We start from the raw sequence: 24,956 nt of genomic DNA, 5'->3' as shown, positions 1-24,956 counted from the left end.
GTGATCGTGCAGTTGCTACTCCTCCGCTTTTGACACTACGCTAAGAACGAAGTGTTCGAGCAAGTTCTTTGCACACGGGTTAGTGTGATCTTCCATCCGCTCAGGATGCCATTGTATGAGTTGAAGGAACGGTTTTCGTTCACTTTCTTCCCATTCAAGTCCTTCCACGACGCCATCAGAGGATCTTGCTGTAACACGCAACCCCTCTGCAATTACATCGACTGCCTGATGGTGTGCGGAGTTGACTTCGCCTTTTGTTGACTCGACAATCCAGTGTAACGTCGTTCCCCGCTCGAACTCTACTTTGTGGCGGCGGTCCTTGCCTTCCTTCGTTTTGGCGTGATTCTTATGTCCCTCGCGTTCAAGATCGGGAATGAGGGAGCCGCCCAGTGCCACGTTGCATACTTGCATACCGCGGCAAATGCCGAGAATCGGCGTTTCTTTCTGAACCGCCTCCTTCACAAGTTTGATTTCAAAGTCATCACGCTTTTCGTTGATATCGTCGAGTTCCTTCGCAAGATCGTCGCGGCCGTAGAATTTCGGGTGCACATCACTTCCCCCGGTGAGAATCAACCCGTCGCACTTTTTGATCTCCTTCAGATTATTCGCTTCATGTGACAGCTTGATGACTTCGACCTGCTTTGCAACTTTCCTTAACCAGTGTACATAGTTGTCGTACTTTTTGTTGAATGTGTCCGTAATTCCAATAATCATGATATGGCCTTTCCCCTGGTAGTACTGCTAATGCTCGAGTGAAGAGTATCTTGTCCCCCGACAATCTCCACATGTATTGTTGTATAGAATACCGGAACCTCGTCAATCAGTTTCTGGGCTATGGTTTTGTCTGATCGAATCCGGACTGCATCCTTTTCCGTGGTGATGCACCCATCGACGTTCATCGCTTTTGCGAACGAAGCAAGCGTGAGCATATCGGCTTCCGAGTAGCGATGGTGATCGGAAAACCGCATATCGTTCAGAGGATTGAACCCCGCCTCACGCAGTTGAGTCGTGAATGATTCATGATTTCCGATCCCGCTGAATGCAATCAAGCTCATTCGCTTCACAACGTCCGGCGATGCAAGTCCGTCGTCATGTACACGCCGTATCTCCTGAAGCGTGTACTGAAAACGGGTGAACGGCGCGGTTGTGTATGTACTGAGTTTCTTTTCAAGGCCTGCATGTTCAGGATCGTTTTCGTTGAACCTCGATAGCGCAACCATATGGGCTCGCCGCAATCCTGAGAGCGGTTCCCGCAACATACCGGCCGGGAGAACAGCGTCTCGCAAAACGTCCTTCGTCGCATCTACGACGACGATATCCAGGTCTCTTTTCAAATAACGATGCTGAAAGCCGTCATCCATCACAACAACATCTGCCCCGCACTGAACGGCTTGCCGTGCGGCTTCAACCCGACTTTCGGCTACAACCACGATGGCATCGGGAAATTTATGTGCTATCTGAAGAGGCTCGTCGCCTCCCTCTTCGGTTGTACCGACAATCTTCTTTCCATCCGATACAACAACAACGCCGGTCGACTTCCGTTTATACCCCCTGCTTACCACTCCAACCCTTCTTCCTTCACGAAGCAAATACGTAACAATGTACTCAACCAGCGGTGTTTTTCCGGTTCCGCCAACCGTGAGGTTCCCTACCGAAATAACCGGAACACCCGCATCCTCCGGTTTTAGTACGCCCCAATCAAACAGCTTGTTGCGAACAATGACAGCGAACGCATACAGCCACGAAAACGGCAGCAAGAATTTCATACGCACGGAAAATTACTTCCCCAACTCCCTCAGTTTCTTCTCCACATCAGCAAGCTTGTCTGCTGCTTTGTATGTCGTGTGTAGAAGTTTAAGCGATGTCAAGATTCCGATCTTGTCATCTTTCATCCGCGAGATATCGGCACTATTGCCGCTGTCGGGATTCTTTCTCACATCTGCAATCTTTGCATCAATCGTTTTCAGCCCGGCATAGAATGTTCTTTCCGCCGTCTGGTCGCGGTCTACTTTCATATATGCTCTCCCCATTTGGCGATAGAATGATCCGATGAACGGGGAGGATTTGAATTTCTCAATTGCATCTTTGCATACTCTAATGACGCTATTGTAATCTTCGGCGCTGAAGTAAGCATAGCTCAAATTGTAGAATTGCCTGTCGTAAGGAAATTTGTCGGCATTTTTTCGCGCATACTTGAGCAGAGTCTTGTTGTCGCTTACGGCATTAGAGACTTCACAAATCCGTTCGTACGTATCTGAATCCGTCACGCCCAGCGCTTCAAGCTTCACGTAGTAATCACGCGATTGGCGCAACAACTCTCTTTTCTTGTTTCCGGCATCCGGTGCCATCCCGAGATCATAATGCAGCGAGGCTAAATCAGCAAGCACATCTCTGTCGTTTGCATCCAACGCGAGCGCCTGCTGAAGAACAGTCCTCGCGCTGTCGAATTGTTGGAGAAGATAGAGTTGATGGCCGTGTTTGTACAGCATCTCCTTCGTCGCAACGGGGGGTGCAACAGATTCGATCTTGACCGACTCGGAGGAAGAACTACAACCGAACAGCAACAACGCCGAAGCGAGCAACACCGGGAAAGCGAGTTGAGCCGGATTGATTCGATTCTTAAGCCGATTCATGTTACTCCCCAAGTTCAATGATTCCTTCGGCAACCTTTGCCGATGCCCCGACCTCACCCAGCCTGGTTTTGATTACCGAGAGCCTCGACCTGAGATCTCCGGCATACGCGACATCAGTAAGTTGCCTCTTCATTTCGTGTGTTATGTTCTGCATATTCATGTCGTTCTGTACAAACTCCGGGACGATCTTCTCGCCCGCGACAATATTTACCAATCCGATATACGGAACACCAACCAACGCCCGCCCGATAGTGTACGTTACCGGCGATGTTTTGTATACGACAGCCATCGGCGTTCCGAACCAACCTGTTTCGAGCGTTGCCGTTCCCGATGTGACGATTGCTGCGTCGGCGTGTGCCATGACATCGTATGTTGCATGTTCCACAAGAGTCACGGAATCCGAATCTGCCATGAATCCTCTCAAGAAATTCCTCCCCAGATTCGGCGCCACACCGACAGCAACCTGAATGTCAAGTTCCTGCTTCAAACGTGCCGCCGTTTCGAGCATCACAGGAAAGATGTTGTCGATTTCTTGCTTGCGGCTTCCGGGCAAGAGGGCAAGCAGTTTCTTCTCCCGATCAAATCCGTTTTCGGAAAAGAACTCATCCCTCGATACCTGCGACCCTATTCTTTCGGCGAGAGGGTGCCCGACAAACTCAACATCTATTCCTTCGTTCTTATAGATTTCCACTTCGAACGGGAATACAACCTTCATCCGATCAACGAGCGAGCGCATCTTCTTTACACGTCCCTTGTGCCACGCCCACACCTGCGGACTGATATAGTACAGAACCTTGATGTTCCGCTGTTTTGCTTTCTTCGCAAACCGAAGATTGAAACCCGGGTAATCAATCAACACAACAACATCCGGCCTGCGGGCATCGAGAAGCGCTTCCAGCTTTCGTCCCAACTCGTTGATTGTCGGAAGATTCTTGAGAACTTCCATGAATCCCATGAATGACAGGCGCGAGATGTGATGGACAAGTTCCATCCCTTCGGCCTCCATTCGATCTCCTCCGACTCCGAACACATCAATGGCCGGAAGACGATTTTTCAATTCCCGGACAACGCCCGAGCCGTGCAAGTCGCCTGATGCCTCACCGGCAATCATCATCACGCGCCCAAGCATAACGCTCAACTCCGGACTACAAAGATAACGACGAGGATACCTGTGACAATCCCGATCGCTTGCAACGTTCTCCGCTCCGATGCAAATCCCTCACTGGCCTTCATGCGTTTCGGCGGCGGATTCGGGGCAACATACGCTCTCAGTCGCGGAAGAAACCTGGGCACGTGACTCTTGTAGTGTTCATAGTCGGCTCCGAATTGTTCGGCCAGATATTCCTCTTCCTTCGACACAATCAGTGTGTATTGAATGTAGAACCATACACACGCCGCAATGAGCAACCATGGAAACAACGCCATCGACATCACGCCAACCCCGGCGTACAGCAGCATGTTGCCGACATATAACGGATTGCGGACGCGGGCAAATGGTCCGTTCGTTATCAAGTACGTTCCACCGACTGTTCCTGTTGTCCGGGTTTCGCTTCCTGCAATCGAAACACCCCAAAAACGAACTGTTTCACCGAGGGCGACAATCGCAAAGCCTGCAATCAGACTGACAAGGGTCGGTTCCGCAAACATGACCATGACAATCAAAAACGGAATCGGCGTGTAGCTCCGATACTTGAAGACAAGCTTTCTGAAATCGTCGTCCTGTGATGACATGAGTTTCCGCTGATTACTCGCCGATGAACGCTTCCCTGCGCTTCATTTCTGCTTCCCGTCTCTTTCTCAGTTTCTTCCGCAAAAGAAGATCCTTCATTCTCTCCACGACATCGTTAAATGAGTTGTAGAGAAAGTAGGAAATGTTCTTCTCCTGACAGAACTTTTGCAACTCGTCCTTTGCAAACACGAAATCGGCATACTGTACAGGGCATCTGTCCGAGTATCCTTCGCCGATATACACGATGATGTCTTCATCACCGGAATGTGTCAGCATGATGTTCCGCTTGCAGCAGGCGCAACGCGTACACTCTGCATCATCATACGGAAAACTGATATCAAGCTGCGCAATGCCATCTTTCCGGACAACCGCCAGATTGTTTGCAAAGAACGAAATGCCTTCAATGCCGTTGTACGACAGAATTTTTCGGATATAGTAATCAAGTCCGTCACTGACAACATGAAACTCGATTGAGCGGGCGCGACAGAATTCCACGAAATTCTTGAAGCTACCATCAATCGGCTGACGGAAGAGAAATTCTCCCGCCTCTTGCTCATCCAGCGCCCCCATCGCGGCGACCTCTTTTCGAAAGAGTTCTTTCGCTGATATTTTCTCCGCCTTGTACTCGGCAACATACCCGCTGCATTTCTCCCCGCCAAACTCCCTGAAGAACGCATTGCCGACATCATGCCGTGTTATCGTTCCGTCAAAATCAACAAAGATCTTTAACACGATAGTATTCGCTAACCCGATACCACAGCGGCAGATTGCACTTGCGAGCCTTGATTGAAACGAACAGTAACGAGTTTCGACACTCCTTCTTCTTCCATCGTCACGCCGTAGAGGGCATTGGCAGCCTCCATTGTCCGCTTGTTATGCGTAACAACAATGAACTGCGTGTTGTCGGAAAATTTCCGGATAATGCGCGTGAACCGGTCGATGTTCGCATCATCCAGCGGTGCATCGACTTCGTCGAGAATACAAAACGGGCTGGGTTTCACAAGATAAATGGCAAACAGCAATGCCGTCGCCGTCAGCGTTTTCTCTCCCCCGGAAAGGAGATGAATGGAAGTCGGTCGTTTGCCTCGCGGCTTCGCAATAATATCAATGCCTGCTTCGAGCGGATCAACATCCTCCTCAAGCTTCAGGTCGCATTCATCTCCGGGATCAAACAGACTTTTGAACGTTTCGATGAAATTCTGGCGGATCTTCTCGAAGGTTTCGAGGAATTTGGCTTGTGCCGTCGCATTGATTTCTTCAATCGTCGCCAGCAGTGTCTTTTCGGCTTCTATCAGGTCGTCACGTTGCGTTGAAAGAAATTCGAATCGCTGCTTTTCTTCCGTGTACTCTTCAAATGCGGCAAAGTTGATGTTTCCGAGCGATTTGATCTTGTCGCGGAAGCGCTGAATTTCATCCCGCAGCGCGGCGAAGTCCACGAACTCATCTTCCGGATAGGTTTTTACCTCAAGTTGAAGTTCGAATTCCGTAAATGCCCGCTCTTTCAGATGCTCTATCTTCGCTTTGAGGTCGGCGATCTTGAGTTCAAGATCATGCACGGCTTGTATCGTGTCGTCATGTGAACGGCGTTCATCACGTATCTTCAGTTGAATCCGATGCATTTCCTCGCGGAGGTGAAGATTCTCGCGTTCGACATTTGATCTATGCAACTCCAGCCGGGAGAGTTCAGCCATCAATTCACCGAGTACGATCGCATCCTCTTCAACCGAAGAATTGATATGAGAAATTTCTTGCTGTGCAACGCCGATATCCGTCTCTCTTTTGTCCAGCGTGAGGGCAATTGCCGCAATACTCTCCCTGCTTCTCGTCGACTCATTTTCTGTATTCTGCAGTGTCCCTCCCAACTGCACAGCTTTGATTTCAAGCTCGTTTACCTCTTTGGATAGCCGCTCGAAATCCGATTCGAGGGTTTCCCGTTCACTCGTTGCGGCCCCGACATTCTGCTCGACAGCTGTTTTCTCTTCCCGCAGCTTGTCAAGTTCCGGAGCTTCGCTCGCAATCACTGCAAGAAGTTCATTGGCTTCAGCATTCAGCGTTTGGATTTCTTCCGTGTTCTTCTCCATCACATCCCGCGCACGCTTGCGCTCGAACTCAAGCTGCGCAATGCGCATTTCCACTGCGTTCATTTCCTTCTCGATGTCTTTCACCATTCCCGAGATGGATTTCAGGTCAATAGCGTCGTGCTGGGCGGCCACACGTTCGGACATCTGTTTGATTGAGGAAAGCTTTGCATTCACCGCATGGAATTCCCGCTGCAACGCTTCAATCTGATTTTGCTTGCCGATCACGCCGCCTTCATCAAGCCGCCTGCTGCCGCCGCGGGTCATCCCCGCGCCTGATGTTGTTTCACCCTCGAGGGTTACACATCGGATGCCGGTGTATTTTGTGCTGATGGCTTTTGCCGTCGCGGCGTCCTCGACGATCAGTACCCGGTCAAGCAACAGATGGAACAAGGAATCGTAGAGCGGATCAAATCGGGCATGGTCTATTGCCCAGCCACACACGCCCGGTTCCTTCGGAATTGCATAGCGACTGGTCAGAAGAGGAAGGCGGTTCAGCGCAACAAATGTTGCTTTCCCTTTTTGTTCTTCCTTCAGCAACGAAACGCCCCGCTCGATTTCTTCCGTCGAATCAACCACAATCAACCCTGCATGTTCGCCGAGCGCGGCCTCGATCGCTACGGCAAATGTATCCTCTGCATGGACGGCATCCGCGACAGTCAGTTGGCGGGCGGGTCGATTCCATTTATCTGTTGTCGAAAGAAAACGCACCCCCTCGGAAAAGCCCTCTTTGCTTTCAATCAACCCTTTCAAAAAATCAATGCGGGCTGCGATCCGGTTTGACTCGGCGACAACATCCATTTCCTCGCGCTGAAGCGCATCGAGTTTTTCCTCGAGTTCCTTTTTGTTTTTCTCCGCTTCATAGTATTTGACTTCTGCTTCACTGAATTGCCTGCGGAGCTGTTTGTCTTGAGTCGTATGTTCTTCCACTTCGGCTGCAAGGCGGACGAGTTCGTCTTCGTACTCCCTGTTTTCTTCCGCCGCCCGCGCCATCCGGCCGTTGAGGTTTTCCACACGACCCCTCTGCTTGTCCTGTGCGCGTTGCCGCTCGGATATTGATTGAACCAGCGCGAGCGTCCGTTCGCTCAGGAATGCCAGTTCTGATTCCTTTTCATCGAGTCTTCGACCGGCTTCGGATGCTTGCTCGCGGTGAAGCGTGAGATCGTCGTTCAATTGTTGCTGCTGTGCCGTCAAATCGATAATGGTTTGCCCGAGCGCCACCACAAGCGCTTCGAGGCGGGTCTTCTCGCCGCACTGTTCTTCCCGTTCACGTTCGTACCGCTGGATGTTATCGTGCAGGGCCTTCGAGCGTTCGGCAGCAACAAGGTTCTTCTGCTCGATGCGGTTGACCTTCTCCATATGCTGGCTGACATCCCGTTGAGCTTCGATGAGCCGTTTTTCGGCTTCGTTCATTGACTGGCGGAGTTCTTCGAGCCCGGCTTCTTCGCGGGAGAGATCAACGTCGATCTTCGCCCTGCTGGATGTCATCTCGGCGAACCGAACCTGCAGCGGTTCGACGCGTCCGAGAAGCTGGGCATACTCCCGTTCCATCACATCAATCTCAAACGCACGAAGTTTCGTTTTCAGGTCGTTATATTGTTCGGCTTTCCGTGCCTGACGTTCGAGTGAGTTGACAGCCTTCTGAACCTCCAGCACAATATCGTTGACACGAACAAGATCGGCTTGCACGGCTTCGAGTTTGCGGTAGGCGGCTTTCCGGCGGTGTTTGTACTTCGTGACGCCCGCGGCCTCTTCAAACAAACGGCGACGTTCCTCGGTTCTGTCGCTCAGAATTATTTCCACCATCTTCAATTCAATCACCGAATACGCATCGGCACCCATTCCCGTATCCATGAAGAGGTCGAGAATATCCTTGAGCCTGCACGGAACTTTGTTCAACAGATATTCGCTCTCCCCCGAACGAAACACACGTCGCCCAACGGTTACTTGCGTATATTCCGAAGGGAGGATTCCCTTGTTGTTTTCGATAACAAGAGATGCCTCCGCCATGCCGAGGGGTTTACGGCTTTTTGTTCCGTTGAAAATCACATCTTCCATCTTCTCGGACCGGAGGGCGCTGTACCGCTGCTCGCCCAGAACCCACCGGATGGCATCAACGATATTGGTTTTGCCGCATCCGTTCGGGCCGACAATGGCCGAAATACCCGAATCGAACGAGAGGTTCACCTTCTGCGCGAAAGATTTGAAGCCGATTATTTCGAGTTTGGAAAGATACATTCAGCGATGCTTGCTTGCTACAGTGTTGTACAGGTATTTTGCGTACGCTGACGCTGATTCGGTGCGATCGAAATAGAAGTACAAACCAGCCCCCGCCACGGCGAGGATCAAGAGGGCTGCGACGTACATTTTAAGAGGAAAGACATCAAGTATGATGGAGATGCCTTTCAGAAAGCGCAGCGCAACCCAAAACATGAGCAATACCGCCAACAGAATCGAAGGCAACACATACACCGGGCTATCCATCAATCGAAACAGGATCATCCCGAACGGAACAAGAATGAGCAGCGGCGGCGTTGACCACATGGTGACTGCATATGCATGATACGGGTAGATGCGAGCCTTGAAGAAGGGAGCCACCATCCACAGAAGCATGCTGACAAAGAGAAGATGCAGAAAAAATACGCCGGTAAACACAACAATGAACTTGTTGGGTTGACGAACCAACTCAATAACCTCCTGCTTCACTCCATCCGAAATAAGGATGAACGACAACAAGTTGTCCAACACCAGACTGTGACGGAAATAAAACAACAAACTCGACAGCACAATTGCCGTCCCCGCGGATACAACAAGCCCGAGAAGCGTGCTGTGCAAGACGGTTACAATGCGTTGGTCGCGGATATCGGAGAAGAAATTGTACGAGTTCACCATTGAACGGTTGAGCGACTCGCGAAACCGGCGACTGGAGTTGTACCAATATGCCGTTCCGACAAGAATGACAAGTCCTGCCAGAACATAAACAATAGGAGATGACGAAGGATTATTGCCAATAGGCAGGGCGGAGAATTTCTCGCTATTGAACGCTGCACGCACAGCCTCGTATGCGAGCCGCTTATCTCTCGCGTGATTCACCACCCCCAGTGTGTGCATCCACGGGTTCCCGGAATTTACGGTAAGAGCCGGACGATCGCCTTTCCAATCGTTGAACGACAGGATGAACGTTCCCGCGACATCGGATTTCAACACGGCATCGATGTGCTGGACCATATACCGTGCCTGCGCCTCGTACGAAAGGGGATCGCTGTATCCGTTGCTGTTTTTCGGCTGAACTTCACTTCCCATTGTCACAATAACAGGCTTTTCGGGATTCGCCTCGCGAAGACTGTCCAACTCTCTTCGAAATAACTTTGCGTCCCGTGTCATGATGGCAGGCATAATAATATCTACAAGATCGCCGCCCGCGTCGGGGAAATTCTTGCTGGTTCCGTAATACACCGGTCTTGTATCAAGACGACGGGTAAGATTTCCCAGCTGCTCGATGAATTTTCGGGCAACCGGTGAAAGCGACTCGAAATCATCGCCTAAACCCCACGCCACCACCGATGGATGGTTCCTGTCGCGCACAATCATTTCGCGCATAGCATTACTCGCCAGATCGATGTAGTAGTCGCCGGAGAGAATTGGCGCCGGAACATTTCTCACCGGAAGCTCGACAAACGCAAAAAGCCCGTAGCGATCGCACAGGTTCAGCATGTACGGATGAGGCGGATGAAACGCAAAGCGAATCGCATTGGCGCCGGCACTTCGAATCAGCGCCACATCTTTCTCCATTTCCTCGCGCGTCACCGCACTTCCGTAAGAGGGATGATCCTCGACCCAGACAAACCCCTTCAGATCCTGCTTTTTTCCGTTAAGGAACAGCCTTCCGTCCCTCAACTCAATCTTCCGGATGCCGATATGCATGTAGTATTCATCCAATTTCACGGCTGTTTTGGCTTCGGCAAGATATGTCTTGAGAAGATAGCGATCCGGGGTTTGCGGGCTCCAGAGCCGGGGATTGGCAACAGTAAATTCCACAATAGCCGGGTTCCAATCCTTGGCCTGTCGCGTTACAGGAACCGATGGACTCGTTGCCACCAGTGTGTTCGACTGCCTGTCATGCAACTCGGCAAAAAGTTGGAGTTGCGGCTGCAATGTATCCGCTGCGCCGCGTACTTCGCTTTCGAAGGCTGCAACGACTTTTATCCGGGCGGACGAGAAATCACTTTTTGGTTCCGAGGAAACCGACACGTCCGATATAAACACTTTTGGGGTTCCAAGAATGTACACGTCCCGGAGAATGCCGCCGTAATTCCTCCATCCCCATACCTGTGAGCGAGGGGGTAGCGTTTTGGTGGCATCAAGCGTGTTGTTTGTCGTAATCCGGATGATATTCTCGGAGCCGATTTGAAGAGTTGAGGAGGGAATCGGTGCCACGAAACTCGTGTATCCGCCAATATGATTCACGATGAAATCTCTGTTGATGGATACCGCTGTATTGTAGTTCGATCCCATCATGACGAGATGGAACTGGTATCTGTCCAGATCCTCCTCCTTCAGTTCCACTTTCCGTTCGAATACGACCTCGCCCGTAAAGTCGTACGCTGAAGGAATTCTTACACTCCCCTGAGGGCCGTTAGTGACGCTGTACGACCACAAACCGGACAGGTCAATCTTCATTCTCGTCGGCGTATCCAACAAATAGCCCGTCTCAAGGCCAGTTGCCATAGCAGACCCGTTTTCAAGGAACCGATATTGGGAAAATGTTACGTTGGGCTGAAGGGGCTGGAGAATAAAACCAAGACAGGAGGCGACAAAGAACTTACGCAATTTCGGGGCGTGCACGAACAATTAGTATGACCGAAGACAGTAATTTGGCTGAATTTCACAAAATATAATGAATAACAGAGGGGAATGCAATGAAAAACAAGGCTCAGCGGGCGGGGGCTGAACCAATTATTGAAGAAAACGAATCCGCCTTAAGGCATGCTCCGCCCACCAACGCGCCATCTATGTCATCCTGTGCCAGCAACTCAGCCGCATTGTCAGGCTTGACGCTGCCGCCATATTGAATGACCAGACCTTCAGCGAGGTTCCAAGAGTAAAGCTGTCCAACCAGCTTCCTGATATGAAGATGAACTTGCTGGGCTTGCAAAGGCGTCGCCGTTTTACCTGTCCCGATCGCCCAAACCGGCTCGTAGGCAATTATTACCTTCTTCAGTTCGTCTGATGAAATTCCGGCAAGGACCCCCTTGATTTGAGTCGAGACAATCTGCTCGGTCACCCCGGCCTCGCGTTCATCCAACTTCTCGCCAACACAAATGATCGGTTTCAGTCCGTTTGCCAGGGCTTTTTTGGCTTTCTGATTGATTAGCTCGTTCGTTTCGCCAAAGTATTGCCGTCGCTCGGAATGTCCGAGGATCACGTACTCGCATCCCACAGACTTCAACATCTTCCATGATACTTCTCCTGTGTACGCACCTTCGTCGTGCTCGCTCATGTTCTGCGCCCCAAGCTTGATGCTCGAATCCTTCAGGAGACTTGATGCAATGGCCAGCGATGTAAGCGGCGGGCAGATAATGACATCGACGTTCGGTTTGAGATTGGAGGTGAGAGGCTTGAGCACGTTGATCAGCTCAATGGATTCCTCAACGGTTTTGTACATTTTCCAGTTTCCGGCAATTACAGTTCTTCGCATGGAATACTCCCGCTTGATGATTTAAGAAATTTATGAGATGCGTTTGGCGTTGAGTTGTTCTCTCAGAATCTCGTTTACCAGTTTCGGATTACCTTTCCCTTTCAGCTTCTTCATTGTCTCACCGACAAACCATCCGAATACTTTCTCGCCCCCGTTCAGAAATGTCTCTACTTGAGATTGATTGGCCGAAAGGATCTCCGCAACTGCCTTTTCAATGGCGGCAGTGTCCGTCACTTGAACCCAGCCCTTTCTCTCAACAATAATCCCCGGCCCGTCAGGATGATCCAGCATTTCCTCAAAAACCTGCTTTGCAATAGTGCCGCTGATCATTCCGGACTGAATGAGATGAATCATTTCTGCAAGCCGTTCCGGCTGAATTGGGAAATCGCCAATCGGGACTTTCCTCTCGCCGATCACACGTAGAACATCCGTCATCACCCAGTTGCTGACCATCTTTGCATTGTCGTTCTGCTGTTTGCCGTTAAGGTTGGACAAGGCAACGAGAGCAGGTTCGAAATAGTCTGCTGTATCCCTTTCAGCCGTAAGCACATCAGCATCATAGCGGGGCAAGCCGAGCGATGCAATATATCGGTCACGTCTCGGTGTTGGGAGCTCCGGCAGATGGGTTGCAACGCTGTTTTTCCATTGCTCGTCAACGAGCACCGGCACAAGATCCGGATCGGGGAAATACCGGTAATCGTGTGCCTCTTCCTTGCTGCGCATCGACTGTGTCTCATTGCGATCTGCATCCCACAACAACGTCTCCTGCTCGATTTCCTTGCCATTTTCGAGCAAGGCCACCTGCCGGTTGATTTCGAACTCCAGCGCCCGCTCGACATTGCGAAGGGAGTTCATGTTCTTTACTTCCGTCTTCGTGCCGAACCCGCTTGCGCCCATCTTCCGAACGGAGACATTTGCGTCGCAGCGCAGACTTCCTTCCTCCATGTTTCCGTCACAAATCCCGAGGTACGTCACAAGCTGTCTGATTTTCCACAGATATGAAAAGGCTTCCTTCGGGGAACGAATATCCGGCTCGCTTACGATTTCGATCAAGGGAACGCCGCAACGGTTTAAATCGACAAGCGTGCCGCTTCCCGCATCGTGAATCGATTTACCCGCGTCTTCTTCCATGTGAATGCGGGTAATGCCGATGTTCTTCCGGCTTCCATCCTCCGTTTCGATTTCGACAGACCCGTTCGAGCACATAGGCTCTTCGTACTGCGAGATCTGATATCCTTTGGGAAGATCGGGATAGAAATAGTTCTTGCGGGCAAAAACCGATTTGGCAGCAATTGTGCAGTTCGTCGCCAATCCCATCCGCAGGATGAACTCGACAAGATTCCGGTTGAGAACTGGCAACGCGCCCGGCATACCGAGGCAGACCGGACACACATTCGTATTCGGTTCGTTGCCGAACGAATTGGGACAGCCACAGAATGCTTTCGATTTTGTAAGAAGCTGCGCGTGAACTTCCAGCCCGATAACCGCTTCGTACTGATCGCCCGGCATCACCTCGGTCTTCCTCGTTGCATCAGTTCTTGATAGCCTCGGTCACTTTCTCTGCAGCTTCCTTCAGAGTCTTGGCAACAAGAAAGTTCATTCCCGAATTCGCCAGAATATCCGCCGCAAGGTCGGCGTTGGTTCCGGCAAGCCGGACAACCACGGGAATATTGATATGGACTTTCTTCGCCGCTTCGACCACGCCCGTGGCAACTCGGTCGCAGCGGACAATTCCCCCGAAGATATTGATGAGAACAGCCCTGACGTGTTTGTCCGAAAGAATGATTTTGAATCCATTCTCAACTGTCTGCGCGCTTGCCGTTCCGCCGACATCAAGAAAATTGGCGGGCTCGCCTCCGGCAAGCTTGATGATATCCATCGTGCCCATTGCAAGTCCGGCTCCGTTCACCATGCAGCCGACGTTACCATCGAGCTTGATGTAGTTGAGATTGGATTTCGATGCCTCGATTTCGAGCGGATCTTCTTCATCCAAATCTCTCAACGATTCCAATTCGGGATGACGGTACAAAGCATTGTCGTCAAAGTTGATTTTTGCGTCGAGGGCGAGAATGCCACCCTCTCCCGTTACAACAAGCGGGTTTATCTCCGCAAGCGAGCAATCCATTTCATCATACGCACGATACAACGCTTTCAAAAATTTCACGCCGTTCTTGAACGCATCACCCGTCAACCCCAGCCCAAAGGCAATGTTTCTGGCCTGAAAATCCTGGAACCCGACCGCCGGATCGACAAACTCCTTCAAGATCTTCTCCGGAGTTTCCTCCGCAACTTTCTCAATTTCCACTCCACCTTCCGTTGATGCCATCACCACGTTGCGCGATGTCGAGCGGTCGAGCGTAATGCCTACGTACAACTCGCGGGCGATGTTCACGCCCTGCTCTATCAGCAATCTCTTGACGAGTCTTCCTTCAGGACCTGTCTGATGAGTCACGAGGGTCATCCCGAGAATCTGTGATGCAAAATCGCGGACTTCCTGCAGACTTCTGGCGACTTTGACGCCGCCCCCTTTTCCTCGTCCGCCGGCATGAATTTGCGCCTTCACAACCCACACACTGCCACCAAGCTCCTGCGCAATCGCAACAGCCTCATCAACAGAAAAAGCGGGCTTCCCGGCCGGAGTTGCAACGCCGAATTTTCTCAGAATTTCTTTCCCCTGGTACTCATGAACTTTCATTGAAGTCTCCTTGAATGAGAATTAGTTGTGCGTATCAAAATCGGGTTGTCCCTTCTCCCACTCCTCCAACACTTCTCTTCCCTTCACATACTCGTCGAGAGGGACGAAAATTTTTGCCGGATTGTTCAGATTACTGCGCGATTGCGCGCTATCACCGCCGCCATCCCACGCGTAGCCGATGGAACTGAAGTTCTGTACTTCAACGTGAAGCTTCGCATCGAGTAGAAGCGACCGCGCCAACTCTGCATCATGCACGTCAGTCGAGCGATAGACTTCCGCCCAATCGCCATCAACGCGAACATCAATGTGATCCAGACAGAAAACGCGGCGGTCGCTTTCTTCGCTGCATTGCTCGCAGACGAGTTTCTGACAAATGACGCAAACACCTCCCGCTTCGTTGCCTGCATGAGTTTCGCACCAGAGGGTTTGGTCAGTCAGCAAGTAGCCGCAGTGAGGGCAGAACTCGCTATCTTCCGTGACTTCGCCTTCGCAGTTGGAGCATGTGATAAGTTCGGCCATGTCTCAATTGTTGTGATTACAGATTGGGAATTCGGATTACCGGATTGACAGTAATCCGTAATCTGTAATCCACAATCACTTCTTCACTTTTTCTGCTATGGATTTTGCTTGCATAAACAGCAGCAGGTAATCTCGCCCGCCTGCTTTCGAGTCGGTACCGCTCATGTTGAATCCGCCGAACGGATGTACGCCGACAAGGGCGCCGGTACATTTACGGTTCAGATAGAGATTTCCGACGAAGAACTCCCGTTCCGCTTTTTCGAGACGTTTCTTGTTCTTCGTGTAGACAGCCCCCGTCAAACCGAACTCGGTGTTGTTGGCAATCTCCAACCCTTCATCAAAATTCTTTGCCTTGATCACGGCAAGCACGGGTCCGAAGATTTCCTCCTGCGAAATGGTTGCCTTCGGATCAACATCAGCAATCACCGTCGGGCGGATGAAATAGCCTTCGTCGCCGGCTTTCTTGCCACCAGCAACCAACCGTCCGCCTTCGGCAATTCCTTTTTCGATATAGGCAAGGATGCTTTCCTCCGACTTTTTGTTGATGACGGGTCCCATATAGTTGGATTGAACGGCGGAATCACCAATAGTGATAGCTTCGGCTTTCTTGGCAAGAAGGTCAACGAATTTGTCATAAATCTTCTCATGAACAATCACGCGGGAGCAGGCCGAGCATTTCTGACCTTGGAAACCGAATGCTGAAACGGTGACGCCGGCAGCGGCCTCATCAAGATCAACGCCCTCATCAACAACAATTGAATCCTTGCCGCCCATCTCGGCAACAACGCGCTTCAGCCAGATTTGTCCGGGACGGACTTTTGCCGCTTCCTCGTTGATGTGAATGCCGACTTCTTTCGAGCCGGTGAAGGAAATGAACCGTGTCTTCGGATGCGTAACAAGCGTATCGCCTACTGCTCCGCCCGGACCGCTGACGAAATTGAGTACGCCCGCAGGCAATCCGACTTCTTCCATAATCTCGTAATATTTCCATCCTGTCAGCGGCGAGTCGCTGGATGGTTTCAGCACGACGGTGTTGCCCGTGACAATCGCCGCCGAAGTCATTCCGGTGAGAATGGCAAGCGCAAAGTTCCACGGCGGAACAACAACGCCGACACCGAGCGGAATGTAGAGGAGCTTTCCCTTTTCTCCTTTGTTCGGAACCACCGGTTGCGGGCCGCCATAGCGCAGCATTTCACGCGCATAGAATTCGAGGAAGTCAATCGCTTCGGCTGTATCGGCGTCCGCTTCAATCCAAGTCTTTCCGACTTCGAGAATCATCGTAGCATTCAACTCGAACCGGCGCTTGCGCATCAGCTTTGCGGCTTTGAAAAGATAGTCAGCCCGCTTCTTGTACGGAACGTTCTTCCAGTCTTCGAACTTCGCCAGGGCAACGTCCATAGCCTTGTTGGCAAGCTCCGTGGTTCCTTTTTGAAAGACGCCGACAATCTCCGATGACTTGGAGGGATTATAGGAGTTGAATTTCTCTTGCGTGTAAATCTTCTCGCCGCCGATCACAATCGGGTATTCCTTCCCGATCTGCGATCGTACCTTCGCAATAGCTGCTTCCTGTGCTTTGCGGTTTTTGGCTTTCGAGAAATCTGCAAGCAGTTCGTTTCTGAATTTTGGGATTGGCATACTATACCTTCAGTTTATGGTGTATTGAACATGGAATCATGTGTTGAACTGTAGTGATCTTTTTGCGTACTCACGCGCCAGCAACGCTGCGCCGTATGCCGGCGGATGCAGGGCCGTTTGAACAGTTGCATCCGGCACACGATCCACCATCAGCGTGCGCAGAATGCGGGTGTAACCGGATTCATGCTCAAGCAATCCGCCCGACAACACCACCCCTACCTGACCCTCGATGGCAAGCTGCGCGGCAACTGATTGTGCTTGCCCGGCCAATTCTGCCGCACCGCGAGCAAGAATCTCCCGCGCAACGTCTACGCCTTCCGCCGCAGCTTTGATCACAAGCGGAGCAAGTCGCGACAACTCAAAACCTTCGTGATAGACGGCACCAATCACACTATCGCGATTGTCAAATCCGAATTCTTGCCTTATCAATCCGGCAAGAGGATGCGAGCCTCCGCGGCCATCGTACCATCGAGCAACGGATTTCAGAGCCTCGGACCCTAACCAGAATCCGCTCCCTTCATCCCCCAACATTCTCCCCCAACCTCCGGCTGATACAATCTTGCCTGCATTGTTCTTTCCCATCACTGCCGAGCCAGTGCCTGCAATAACGAGAATGCCCGGTCCTCCGTTGAACGCGCCTTCCAGCCCGACCCTCGCATCAGTTTCAATCACAAGCGGAAGCTCACGCGCGGCAAGCTTTGCAATCTCCTCGCGCAGACGCGTCCGATTCTCTGCTCTTCCTGCTCCGGCGAGTCCGAGAACAATCCCCTGCAACTCGGCAACTGCACAACCTGCATCCGCACAACAATCGGCAATCAGGCTGTAGAGTCGGGCGGCTGCGACATCAAAGCCCACCACGTTCACATTGGTTCCTTCAACATGCTTCTGTACAAGAACTGAACCGTTCCCATCCGCGATGAGCCCGAGGGTTTTCGTTCCCCCGCCATCGGCGCCAAAGACGAGAGTTTTCATGAAGTACTGGAAAATGAATGAACGCGAGCCTGTCGGAGGCAAATACAAGCTTACAAAATTTACGGAAAATGGGGGAGAATGTCACATTTGGGGGGTTGAGGGCCGGGGGGAAGAGGGCTTTGTTGGAAACGGAAGACCCGCAGACAGGAGAACGCAAAACATGCAGGGAATCACGCCAGCGAGAAGCTCTCGGAAGCTAAGTGTTCCAGCTTTTCAAGCCCTTCTTTCACCTGCATAAGCCTCGACACTACGAACGTCGACGTCGGCTTCATGAGCCAGCGAGGGAGTTTGCTATCGATCTTCATGTTCCATTCCAGACGGGTGTTGGTTTCGACTTCTTCGAGCCTGGCACTGATCAGAATATTCACGATGCCTTTGCGGTAGCGGACAGTATAATACTCGAACGGACGCCAATCCAACACTTCCTCCAGAAAACCGGAAGCGGCACAATGGTTACGCGCGCCGACATCAGTACGGCCTGCCGGCCGCCCCGAAATTCTCCAGTCCGACCCAAGATGCCACACCTTCCTTTTTGCGGGGTCGCTCAACCAATCCCATAGAATCGCAGAGGGAAACGGATACGTGCGGGTGATGGATACATGCGCTTCCGGTGGCTCAAGAAGAACCCGTCGGCCCTCGGTCAGTTCACGGTACCGCCTATGTAAATCGACGCTGTAGGATGTTATGCGATCAAAATGTTCGTATGACAGCGGCTCTTCGTGCAGATTCTTCGGCCAAATCTTCATCGCGTCAAGTGCCGCATGTGTAAACAGTGCGTAACTCTGCCACCCTGTTGACTCGCGAACAGGATTCTTCAACAACCGGTGAGCGAGATTGATGGACGAGCCAACCGGTTTTGCCTTGCTGCCCGGAAGCCGCTGCATGGCATACTCTCCGTAGTGAGCAACAAACTTCAAATCAAGAGCGGCAATGGAACGGCAGGCAACGCAGGGGCAAACGGAATTATGTTGCATCATCCCTTTTCTGTCACGAAAGGCAACATAGGTTGCTTCGATCATCTCGAGAATGGTCTCGCCACGTGTGACGGATGCTTCTGGGGCATACACAAACACGGCATCGCCCTCAACTTCAACAAGACGGAGTGCCGGTGTCAGATGTTTGATGAGAAGGGTAAGAATGTCATTGAGAATGACATAGGCATGGTCCAATTCGCTTTCGGCCATGAAGGGTGTGTAGCCGGAAATATCGGCGAGAACAAAATATCCGCGTTGAATCGTGGAGTCCATGAATCACGCACAGATGATGTGGAAAGAACAGTTGCAGAACAGCCGTCGCTACTTCACGTTAAAGTAACGCGCTTCGGGATGATGAACGATTATCGCGTTCGTGCTTTGCTCCGGCTCAAGCGAAAATTCATCCGTCAGGCGAACACCGATGCGCTCGCCATCGAGCAACTCGAAGAGTTGTGTTTGATCTTCCAGATTCGGGCACGCCGGATACCCGAAGCTGTACCGCGAGCCCTGATATCCTTGCGAGAACAACCGCTTGATTTCTTGTGCATCTCTTCCGGCGATTCCCAATTCCTCACGAATCCTCTTGTGCCACAACTCTGCAAGCGCCTCAGCAGATTCGACGCTGAGGCCGTGAAAGTAAAGGTAGTCTTTGTAATTGTTTGCTGCAAACAATTTCGCAGAATACTCGGAAGCAACTCTTCCCATGGTTACAAGATGCAATGCAACAACATCCATCCGGCCCGACTCGACGGAGGCAAAATAGTCAGAAAGACAGAGAAACCGGTCATCCGATTGGCGGGGGAACGTGAACCGCATTCGCTCGCTGTTCATGTCATCGTGATAGATGATGAGATCGTCACCTTCAGATTGGCAAGGAAAGTAGCCGTACACAACCTTCGGCTGCAGGAGTTTTTCCGATTTGATTTTGGATTTCAGGTTTTCATAGTCGGGATAGATGTTCTGCTCCAACAGCTTCCGGTATTCATCTTCCTTCATCTTCCCTTTTCGAACCTGCCATTGCCCTCGAATCAGCGCTATCTCGTTAACATACTGAAAGACGTCATCGAGCGGAACATCATCGACGACTTTCGCGCCCCAGAACGGCGGCTTCGGAATGGACACGTCTTTTGAGACGCGTGAAGTGCCTGTCCTCCCGCCTCCATTGCTCGCCTGCGTATACAACTGATTTTCTCTTTGTGCAAGCGCAATTTTTGCTTCTGTACCGGTGAGTTTCTCTTCTTCATCCTCATCCGTACGAACCTGCGGCGGATACTCAATGGTACCCGACGTGACTCGTTCCATGAAATGAAGTCCGTCAAACGCGTCGTTGGCGTAGAATACTTTGCCTTTGTAGATGGCGCGCATATCCTGCTCAACGTAGCGCCGTGTGAGGGCGGCGCCTCCGAGTACAACAGGAATCGTCACGTTCCGCTCGTTCATCACTTCAAGGTTCTCTTTCATGATGAGCGTGGATTTCACAAGCAGGCCGCTCATGCCGAGAGCGTGAGCATTATGTTCTTCAGCGGCATGTAACATTGTCTCAACCGCGCATTTGATGCCGAGATTGACAACCTTGTACCCGTTGTTGGTCAGGATGATATCAACGAGATTCTTGCCGATGTCGTGAACATCTCCCTTCACTGTCGCGATGACAAAAGTCCCTTTGCTCGTCGAGTCCGCCTTATCCATGAACTTCTCGAGATAGGCGACTGCAGTTTTCATTGTTTCTGCAGATTGGAGGACGAACGGCAACTGCATTTGTCCGCTGCCGAACAATTCTCCGACAACCTTCATTCCATCCAACAGGAGAGTATTGATGATGTCGAGAGCGGAGTACTTTTTCAGGGCTTCATCGAGGTCGGCTTGCATCTCCACTTTGTCGCCGTCGATGATGCGGTTCTTCAGGCGTTCTTCCACCGTTCCGGCGCGGGCGGCTTTCTCTTTCTTCACGCCTTTTTTATCGGCGTAGTACGCCATGAGTTCGGTGAGCGGATCGTAGACGACTTTCAGCGTCTTTTGAGATAAGTCAGCCATTACTTTGTGGATTCGTGAATAAACGGATCAAGGGATTGATGGTTTAATGGAGTCATGGAGTGTTGGATTTGTGCCGGGTGATGGTCATGCAACAAACACTTGAATACTCCACACTCCAATACTCCAATGCTCCATCCCCCTACACTCTGAACTCATGCTGCAACTTCCTCAAACTTCCTCTCATCAAAAATCAACTGGCGGCATAATTCTCTTCCCCGCTCATCAATCTTGTAGAGCGGCATAATCTTCGAGGCGTGAACGATTGCCATGTCGAGTCCGGCTTCGATGGCGTAATGGAGGAAGACGGAATTCAACACATGCCGCATATGTTGCGAGAGTCCGAACGAGATATTGCTGACACCGAGAATTGTTTTCACGCCGGGAAGTTCCTTCTTGATCAGCCGGATTGCCTCAATGGTCTCCATTCCCGCTCGGCGAAATTCTTCGTCACCCGACCCGAGTGTGAATGTCAGGGTATCGAAAATGAGATCGTGCGGCTGCATCTTGTATTTGTTGACCACGAGATCGTAGATGCGCCTGGCAATGGCAAGTTTCTTCTCCGCTGTCTTTGCCATTCCCTGCTCATCAATCGTCAACGCAATTACGGCAGCTCCATACTTCTTGCAGAGAGGCACAACATCGTCAATGCGCTTTTCTCCATCCTCAAGATTGATGGAGTTAATAATGGCTTTCCCGCCAATCAGTTGAAGAGATTCCTCGATAACATTTGCTTCGGTGGAATCAATCACAATAGGCAGTTGTACTTGCGTATTGAATCGAAAGATGATTTCGTGCATATCTTTCACTTCGTCACGTCCGACATACGCCGCGCACACATCCACCATGTGTGCTCCCTCTTTCACTGCTTCACGACCCATTGCTACGATGCCTTCCCAATCCTCTTTTGCAAGAAGATCCTTGAAGAGCTTGCTGCCGTTGGCATTCGTCCGCTCCCCGATCAATACCGGAGGGGGATTGATGGTTAGCGGCGCGGATTGATACAGACTCGATGCGCTCGGGACAAAGTCAATCTCGCGCTTTTTCGGAGCAAGTCCACCAACAGCGTTCGCAAGCTGGCGAATGTGTTCCTTCGTCGTTCCGCAGCAGCCGCCGACAATGCTCACGCCCAAATCTTTCACGAAGTGTGACATGAACCGGGCAAGCTCCTCAGGCGAGAGTTTGTAGTGTGCATGCCCGCCGACGTTCTCCGGAATGCCTGCATTCGGCATGACGAATACGGGCTTCGGACTGGTTGAACAGAGAACCCGGACATGTTCCGACATTTCGGCGGGGCCCGTTGCGCAGTTCATTCCAATCACATCAATATCGTACGGCTCAAGCGACGTGAGCGCGGCCGAGATTTCCGTGCCCAGCAGAAGCGTTCCCATCGTTTCGACTGTTACGGAAGTAATAATGGGAACACGTTTTCTCGCCTCCTCGAAATACTCGAAGATGCCGTAGAGCGCAGCTTTCGTTTGCAGAATATCCTGACATGTCTCCACACACAGCAGGTCGGCACCTCCTTCGATCAGCCCCTTCGCCTGCTCCTTGTATGACATCGCCATTTCTTTAAACTTGATGTGTCCGAGGGAAGGAAGTTTCGTCGTCGGACCCATTGAACCGGCAACGAAGCGGGGTTTGTCGGAAGTTGAGAAATCGGCCGCTACGCGCTTTGCAAGTTGTGCGGCTTTGATGCTCAACTCGTATGCACGATCGGCAAGATTGTATTCAGCAAGCACAAGAGACATTGAGCCGAAGGTGTTCGTCTCGATAACATCAGCTCCGGCTTCAAGATAGTCGCTGTGTACGTGTTCCACTGCAGACGGTTTCGAGACGACGAGATATTCGTTGCATCCGTTCAGATGCTCGCCACCGAAATCGTCGGCGGTCAAATTCTGCCCCTGCAAATGCGTGCCGGTGGCACCATCGAAGACGATGATTTTTTCGTTGAGAAGATCAAGAAAGGTTTTCATTGTATTTGCTGCTTTCGCGATTCAGAAAACAAACAACGGCGGGTACAGTGCCCGCCGTTTTACTTCCTTCGTTCGTGCCGGAGATGTGTCAGTTATTCGATATCAATTCAGGAATAACACTCGACACGAATGTAAACGAATAAAGAGAGAATGCGTCGCTCTCCGTCACAAGCCGCAGAACATGCTCACCGTAGGCGGGATTCTTTACCAAATTATACATCCGCGGCTCGGAAATAGCGACAACACTTCTTCCTTCACTGTCAATCTCAATATCGTTGCCCCTGTTTTCACCGGTGAGAAACTCATCATCTTGCGTCACAACAACTTCAATTGCGTTGCTGCCTTCCGGTTTTGCCACAACGTTTACTCCAAGCGCATGATAACGGAGAATGATCTTTCCTGTTCCATGTTCATCATGACGCAAGCTGTTGCGGTCATTCATCCAAACGCCGACCGCGTAAATTCTGTCGCCGAGATAGAAATCAGGGTCATCATAGTGCACAACCGACTCCGGCGCGTAGCCTTCCACATTACCTATGCTTCCTCTCAAATAGCCGGCAAAGAGCTCGGGCGTTGACCGGTACAGGACGGAGCCCGCTTTGTCTTCTTCCCGCAACGGTTCCATCACCATCGGCATTTCGTCGAAAACCCCCGCATCATACAACAGCGTCTGCAACACACGCTCCGTAGTTGCGTACTGCCCCTCACCCGTGTTCTTGTAGCGTATGAAGCCGTGTTTGTCGATAAGATATGTCGTCGGCCAATCGCGGTTGCCATATCGTGCGGCAATAACCGCCTCATTATCCATCACAACAGGGTACGAAATTCCCAACCGCTCGATAGCCTTTTGCACGTATTCCGGATTTTTGCCGAAAGGAAACTTCGGTGTGTGCACTCCAATCACAACCAAGCCATGCTGCCGGTAGCGCTTGTACCATTCATTGACATACGGCACCGCACGCAAAGAGCTGCCGCACGTGTAATCCCAGAACTGGATCAGCACCACGCGACCCCGCAAAGCAGAAATGATTACCGGTTCAGAGTTGAACCAGAAATCGCCGAATACCTCGTGCGCGCGTGTTGTTTGCGGTTGGATTTCAGTCGCCGTCATGCAATTCTCACTTGTCGTTCATTCAAGAACTCATGAAAAATATAGATAATCGGTGCTGGAATTGCAAGAAAGGGAATTTTCAAGAAACGGTGATTTATCGCCTGAAACCGGGCAGATGGATTGTCGGTTGCAGCCCTGTTTCTTTCTTGTCACCTTTGTAATAGACGCGTTCAAGAAAGAGTCCTGATGGTGGAGATGTGAAAGCTGCCGGTTCGTTGGATTTGATGGTGAGAAATCGACGAACATCCTCAACGTCAAGCTTTCCCCGTCCGACTTCCGCCACAACTCCGACAATGCGACGAACGAGCTTCCACACAAAATGGGAACCGACGATGCGCAGGAGAATCAGATCGCCTGCTTCCACAATCTCAACAGACTCGATCAATACCTTCGTTGACTTCTCCTCCGGATCGTCATCAGTGAATGATTGCATATTCTTCATGCCCGCAAAGAGATGCAACGCTGGCTCCATCTTTCGGACGTCAAGTTTGTCTTTAATCCACCAAACGTACCGCTTGCCGAACGCCGTGCGGCGACGGGAAATCTGGTAGAGATAGCTGCGTGCAACGGCGTCGTGTCGTGCGTGAAAATCGGGTCGGGTCTTTTCTACCTCAATGATATTGATGTCCGCCGGAAGCTCATCATTCACTTTCATCCGGATGATTTCCGGAGCGAGCATTGTTTTCACGTCGAGGTGGGAAACCTGCATCAGCGCATGCACGCCGGCGTCAGTCCGTCCGGCGCCGTGAAACTCGAAATCGCTTGTCTTGAACACCGTCTTCATCGCCCCGATCAGATCCCCCTGAACCGTGCGCGCATTCTTCTGCACCTGCCAGCCGCTGTAGCGGGTTCCTTCGTATTCGATATAGAGTTTGAAACGGGGCATCTGGAATGATTCAGAATGT

At 51.3% G+C, this 24,956-nt stretch carries 19 protein-coding genes; all 19 read right to left on the bottom strand.

What is annotated here, in order from left to right; all coding sequences use genetic code 11:
- Nucleotides 1-15 precede the first annotated feature (15 nt).
- The 19 genes from KF749_04820 to truA all read right to left on the bottom strand — a co-directional run bounded on the left by KF749_04820 (nt 16) and on the right by truA (nt 24,937).
- Nucleotides 16-714 (bottom strand): gamma-glutamyl-gamma-aminobutyrate hydrolase family protein, encoded by a 699-nt coding sequence (locus KF749_04820; protein MBX2990478.1) that lies wholly within the window; start codon nt 712-714, stop codon nt 16-18.
- On the bottom strand, nt 711-1,772 hold the full coding sequence (gene lpxK, locus KF749_04815) for a tetraacyldisaccharide 4'-kinase (protein MBX2990477.1): 1,062 nt from the start codon (nt 1,770-1,772) through the stop codon (nt 711-713). Before lpxK ends, KF749_04820 begins: the two co-directional genes overlap by 4 nt.
- 6 nt (nt 1,773-1,778) lie before the next feature.
- Nucleotides 1,779-2,633 (bottom strand): hypothetical protein, encoded by an 855-nt coding sequence (locus KF749_04810; protein ID MBX2990476.1) that lies wholly within the window; start codon nt 2,631-2,633, stop codon nt 1,779-1,781.
- Nucleotide 2,634: 1 nt separating this feature from the next.
- Nucleotides 2,635-3,762: a lipid-A-disaccharide synthase gene (lpxB, locus tag KF749_04805; GenBank protein MBX2990475.1), complete on the bottom strand. Its 1,128-nt coding sequence runs from the start codon at nt 3,760-3,762 to the stop codon at nt 2,635-2,637.
- A gap of 5 nt (nt 3,763-3,767) precedes the next feature.
- Complete coding sequence (locus KF749_04800; GenBank protein ID MBX2990474.1) at nt 3,768-4,364, bottom strand: isoprenylcysteine carboxylmethyltransferase family protein; 597 nt, start codon at nt 4,362-4,364, stop codon at nt 3,768-3,770.
- A 13-nt stretch (nt 4,365-4,377) separates the two neighbouring features.
- Nucleotides 4,378-5,094, bottom strand: a complete 717-nt coding sequence (locus tag KF749_04795; GenBank protein ID MBX2990473.1) for an MtnX-like HAD-IB family phosphatase — start codon at nt 5,092-5,094, stop codon at nt 4,378-4,380.
- An 11-nt stretch (nt 5,095-5,105) separates the two neighbouring features.
- A complete protein-coding gene (smc, locus tag KF749_04790) occupies nt 5,106-8,678 on the bottom strand; it encodes a chromosome segregation protein SMC (GenBank protein ID MBX2990472.1) in 3,573 nt (1,190 codons plus the stop codon).
- Nucleotides 8,679-11,168 (bottom strand): hypothetical protein, encoded by a 2,490-nt coding sequence (locus KF749_04785; GenBank protein ID MBX2990471.1) that lies wholly within the window; start codon nt 11,166-11,168, stop codon nt 8,679-8,681. It abuts the gene before it with no gap.
- 205 nt (nt 11,169-11,373) lie between these two features.
- Nucleotides 11,374-12,138, bottom strand: a complete 765-nt coding sequence (gene tpiA / locus KF749_04780; protein MBX2990470.1) for a triose-phosphate isomerase — start codon at nt 12,136-12,138, stop codon at nt 11,374-11,376.
- Between the two features lie 30 nt (nt 12,139-12,168).
- Nucleotides 12,169-13,647 (bottom strand): Asp-tRNA(Asn)/Glu-tRNA(Gln) amidotransferase subunit GatB, encoded by a 1,479-nt coding sequence (gatB, locus tag KF749_04775; GenBank protein MBX2990469.1) that lies wholly within the window; start codon nt 13,645-13,647, stop codon nt 12,169-12,171.
- A gap of 22 nt (nt 13,648-13,669) precedes the next feature.
- Nucleotides 13,670-14,833, bottom strand: a complete 1,164-nt coding sequence (sucC, locus tag KF749_04770) for an ADP-forming succinate--CoA ligase subunit beta (GenBank protein MBX2990468.1) — start codon at nt 14,831-14,833, stop codon at nt 13,670-13,672.
- A 21-nt stretch (nt 14,834-14,854) separates the two neighbouring features.
- Nucleotides 14,855-15,352, bottom strand: coding sequence for a DUF2007 domain-containing protein (locus KF749_04765; protein ID MBX2990467.1), 498 nt, complete (start codon nt 15,350-15,352; stop codon nt 14,855-14,857).
- Between the two features lie 75 nt (nt 15,353-15,427).
- Nucleotides 15,428-16,987: an L-glutamate gamma-semialdehyde dehydrogenase gene (gene pruA, locus KF749_04760; protein MBX2990466.1), complete on the bottom strand. Its 1,560-nt coding sequence runs from the start codon at nt 16,985-16,987 to the stop codon at nt 15,428-15,430.
- A gap of 36 nt (nt 16,988-17,023) precedes the next feature.
- On the bottom strand, nt 17,024-17,959 hold the full coding sequence (locus tag KF749_04755; protein ID MBX2990465.1) for a hypothetical protein: 936 nt from the start codon (nt 17,957-17,959) through the stop codon (nt 17,024-17,026).
- A gap of 170 nt (nt 17,960-18,129) precedes the next feature.
- Complete coding sequence (locus KF749_04750; protein MBX2990464.1) at nt 18,130-19,206, bottom strand: DUF2652 domain-containing protein; 1,077 nt, start codon at nt 19,204-19,206, stop codon at nt 18,130-18,132.
- 48 nt (nt 19,207-19,254) lie between these two features.
- Nucleotides 19,255-20,967: a B12-binding domain-containing protein gene (locus KF749_04745; GenBank protein MBX2990463.1), complete on the bottom strand. Its 1,713-nt coding sequence runs from the start codon at nt 20,965-20,967 to the stop codon at nt 19,255-19,257.
- Between the two features lie 152 nt (nt 20,968-21,119).
- Nucleotides 21,120-22,940, bottom strand: a complete 1,821-nt coding sequence (locus KF749_04740) for a homocysteine S-methyltransferase family protein (GenBank protein ID MBX2990462.1) — start codon at nt 22,938-22,940, stop codon at nt 21,120-21,122.
- Nucleotides 22,941-23,028: 88 nt separating this feature from the next.
- Nucleotides 23,029-24,051: a redoxin domain-containing protein gene (locus tag KF749_04735; protein MBX2990461.1), complete on the bottom strand. Its 1,023-nt coding sequence runs from the start codon at nt 24,049-24,051 to the stop codon at nt 23,029-23,031.
- 94 nt (nt 24,052-24,145) lie between these two features.
- Nucleotides 24,146-24,937 (bottom strand): tRNA pseudouridine(38-40) synthase TruA, encoded by a 792-nt coding sequence (gene truA / locus KF749_04730; GenBank protein MBX2990460.1) that lies wholly within the window; start codon nt 24,935-24,937, stop codon nt 24,146-24,148.
- Nucleotides 24,938-24,956 lie beyond the last annotated feature (19 nt).

This window comes from Bacteroidota bacterium, from assembly GCA_019637975.1.
Lineage (GTDB): Bacteria > Bacteroidota > Ignavibacteria > UBA10030 > UBA6906 > CAADGV01.
The sequence above is the reverse complement of the archived record's forward strand: the minus strand, read 5'-3'. Positions and strand labels throughout refer to the sequence as shown.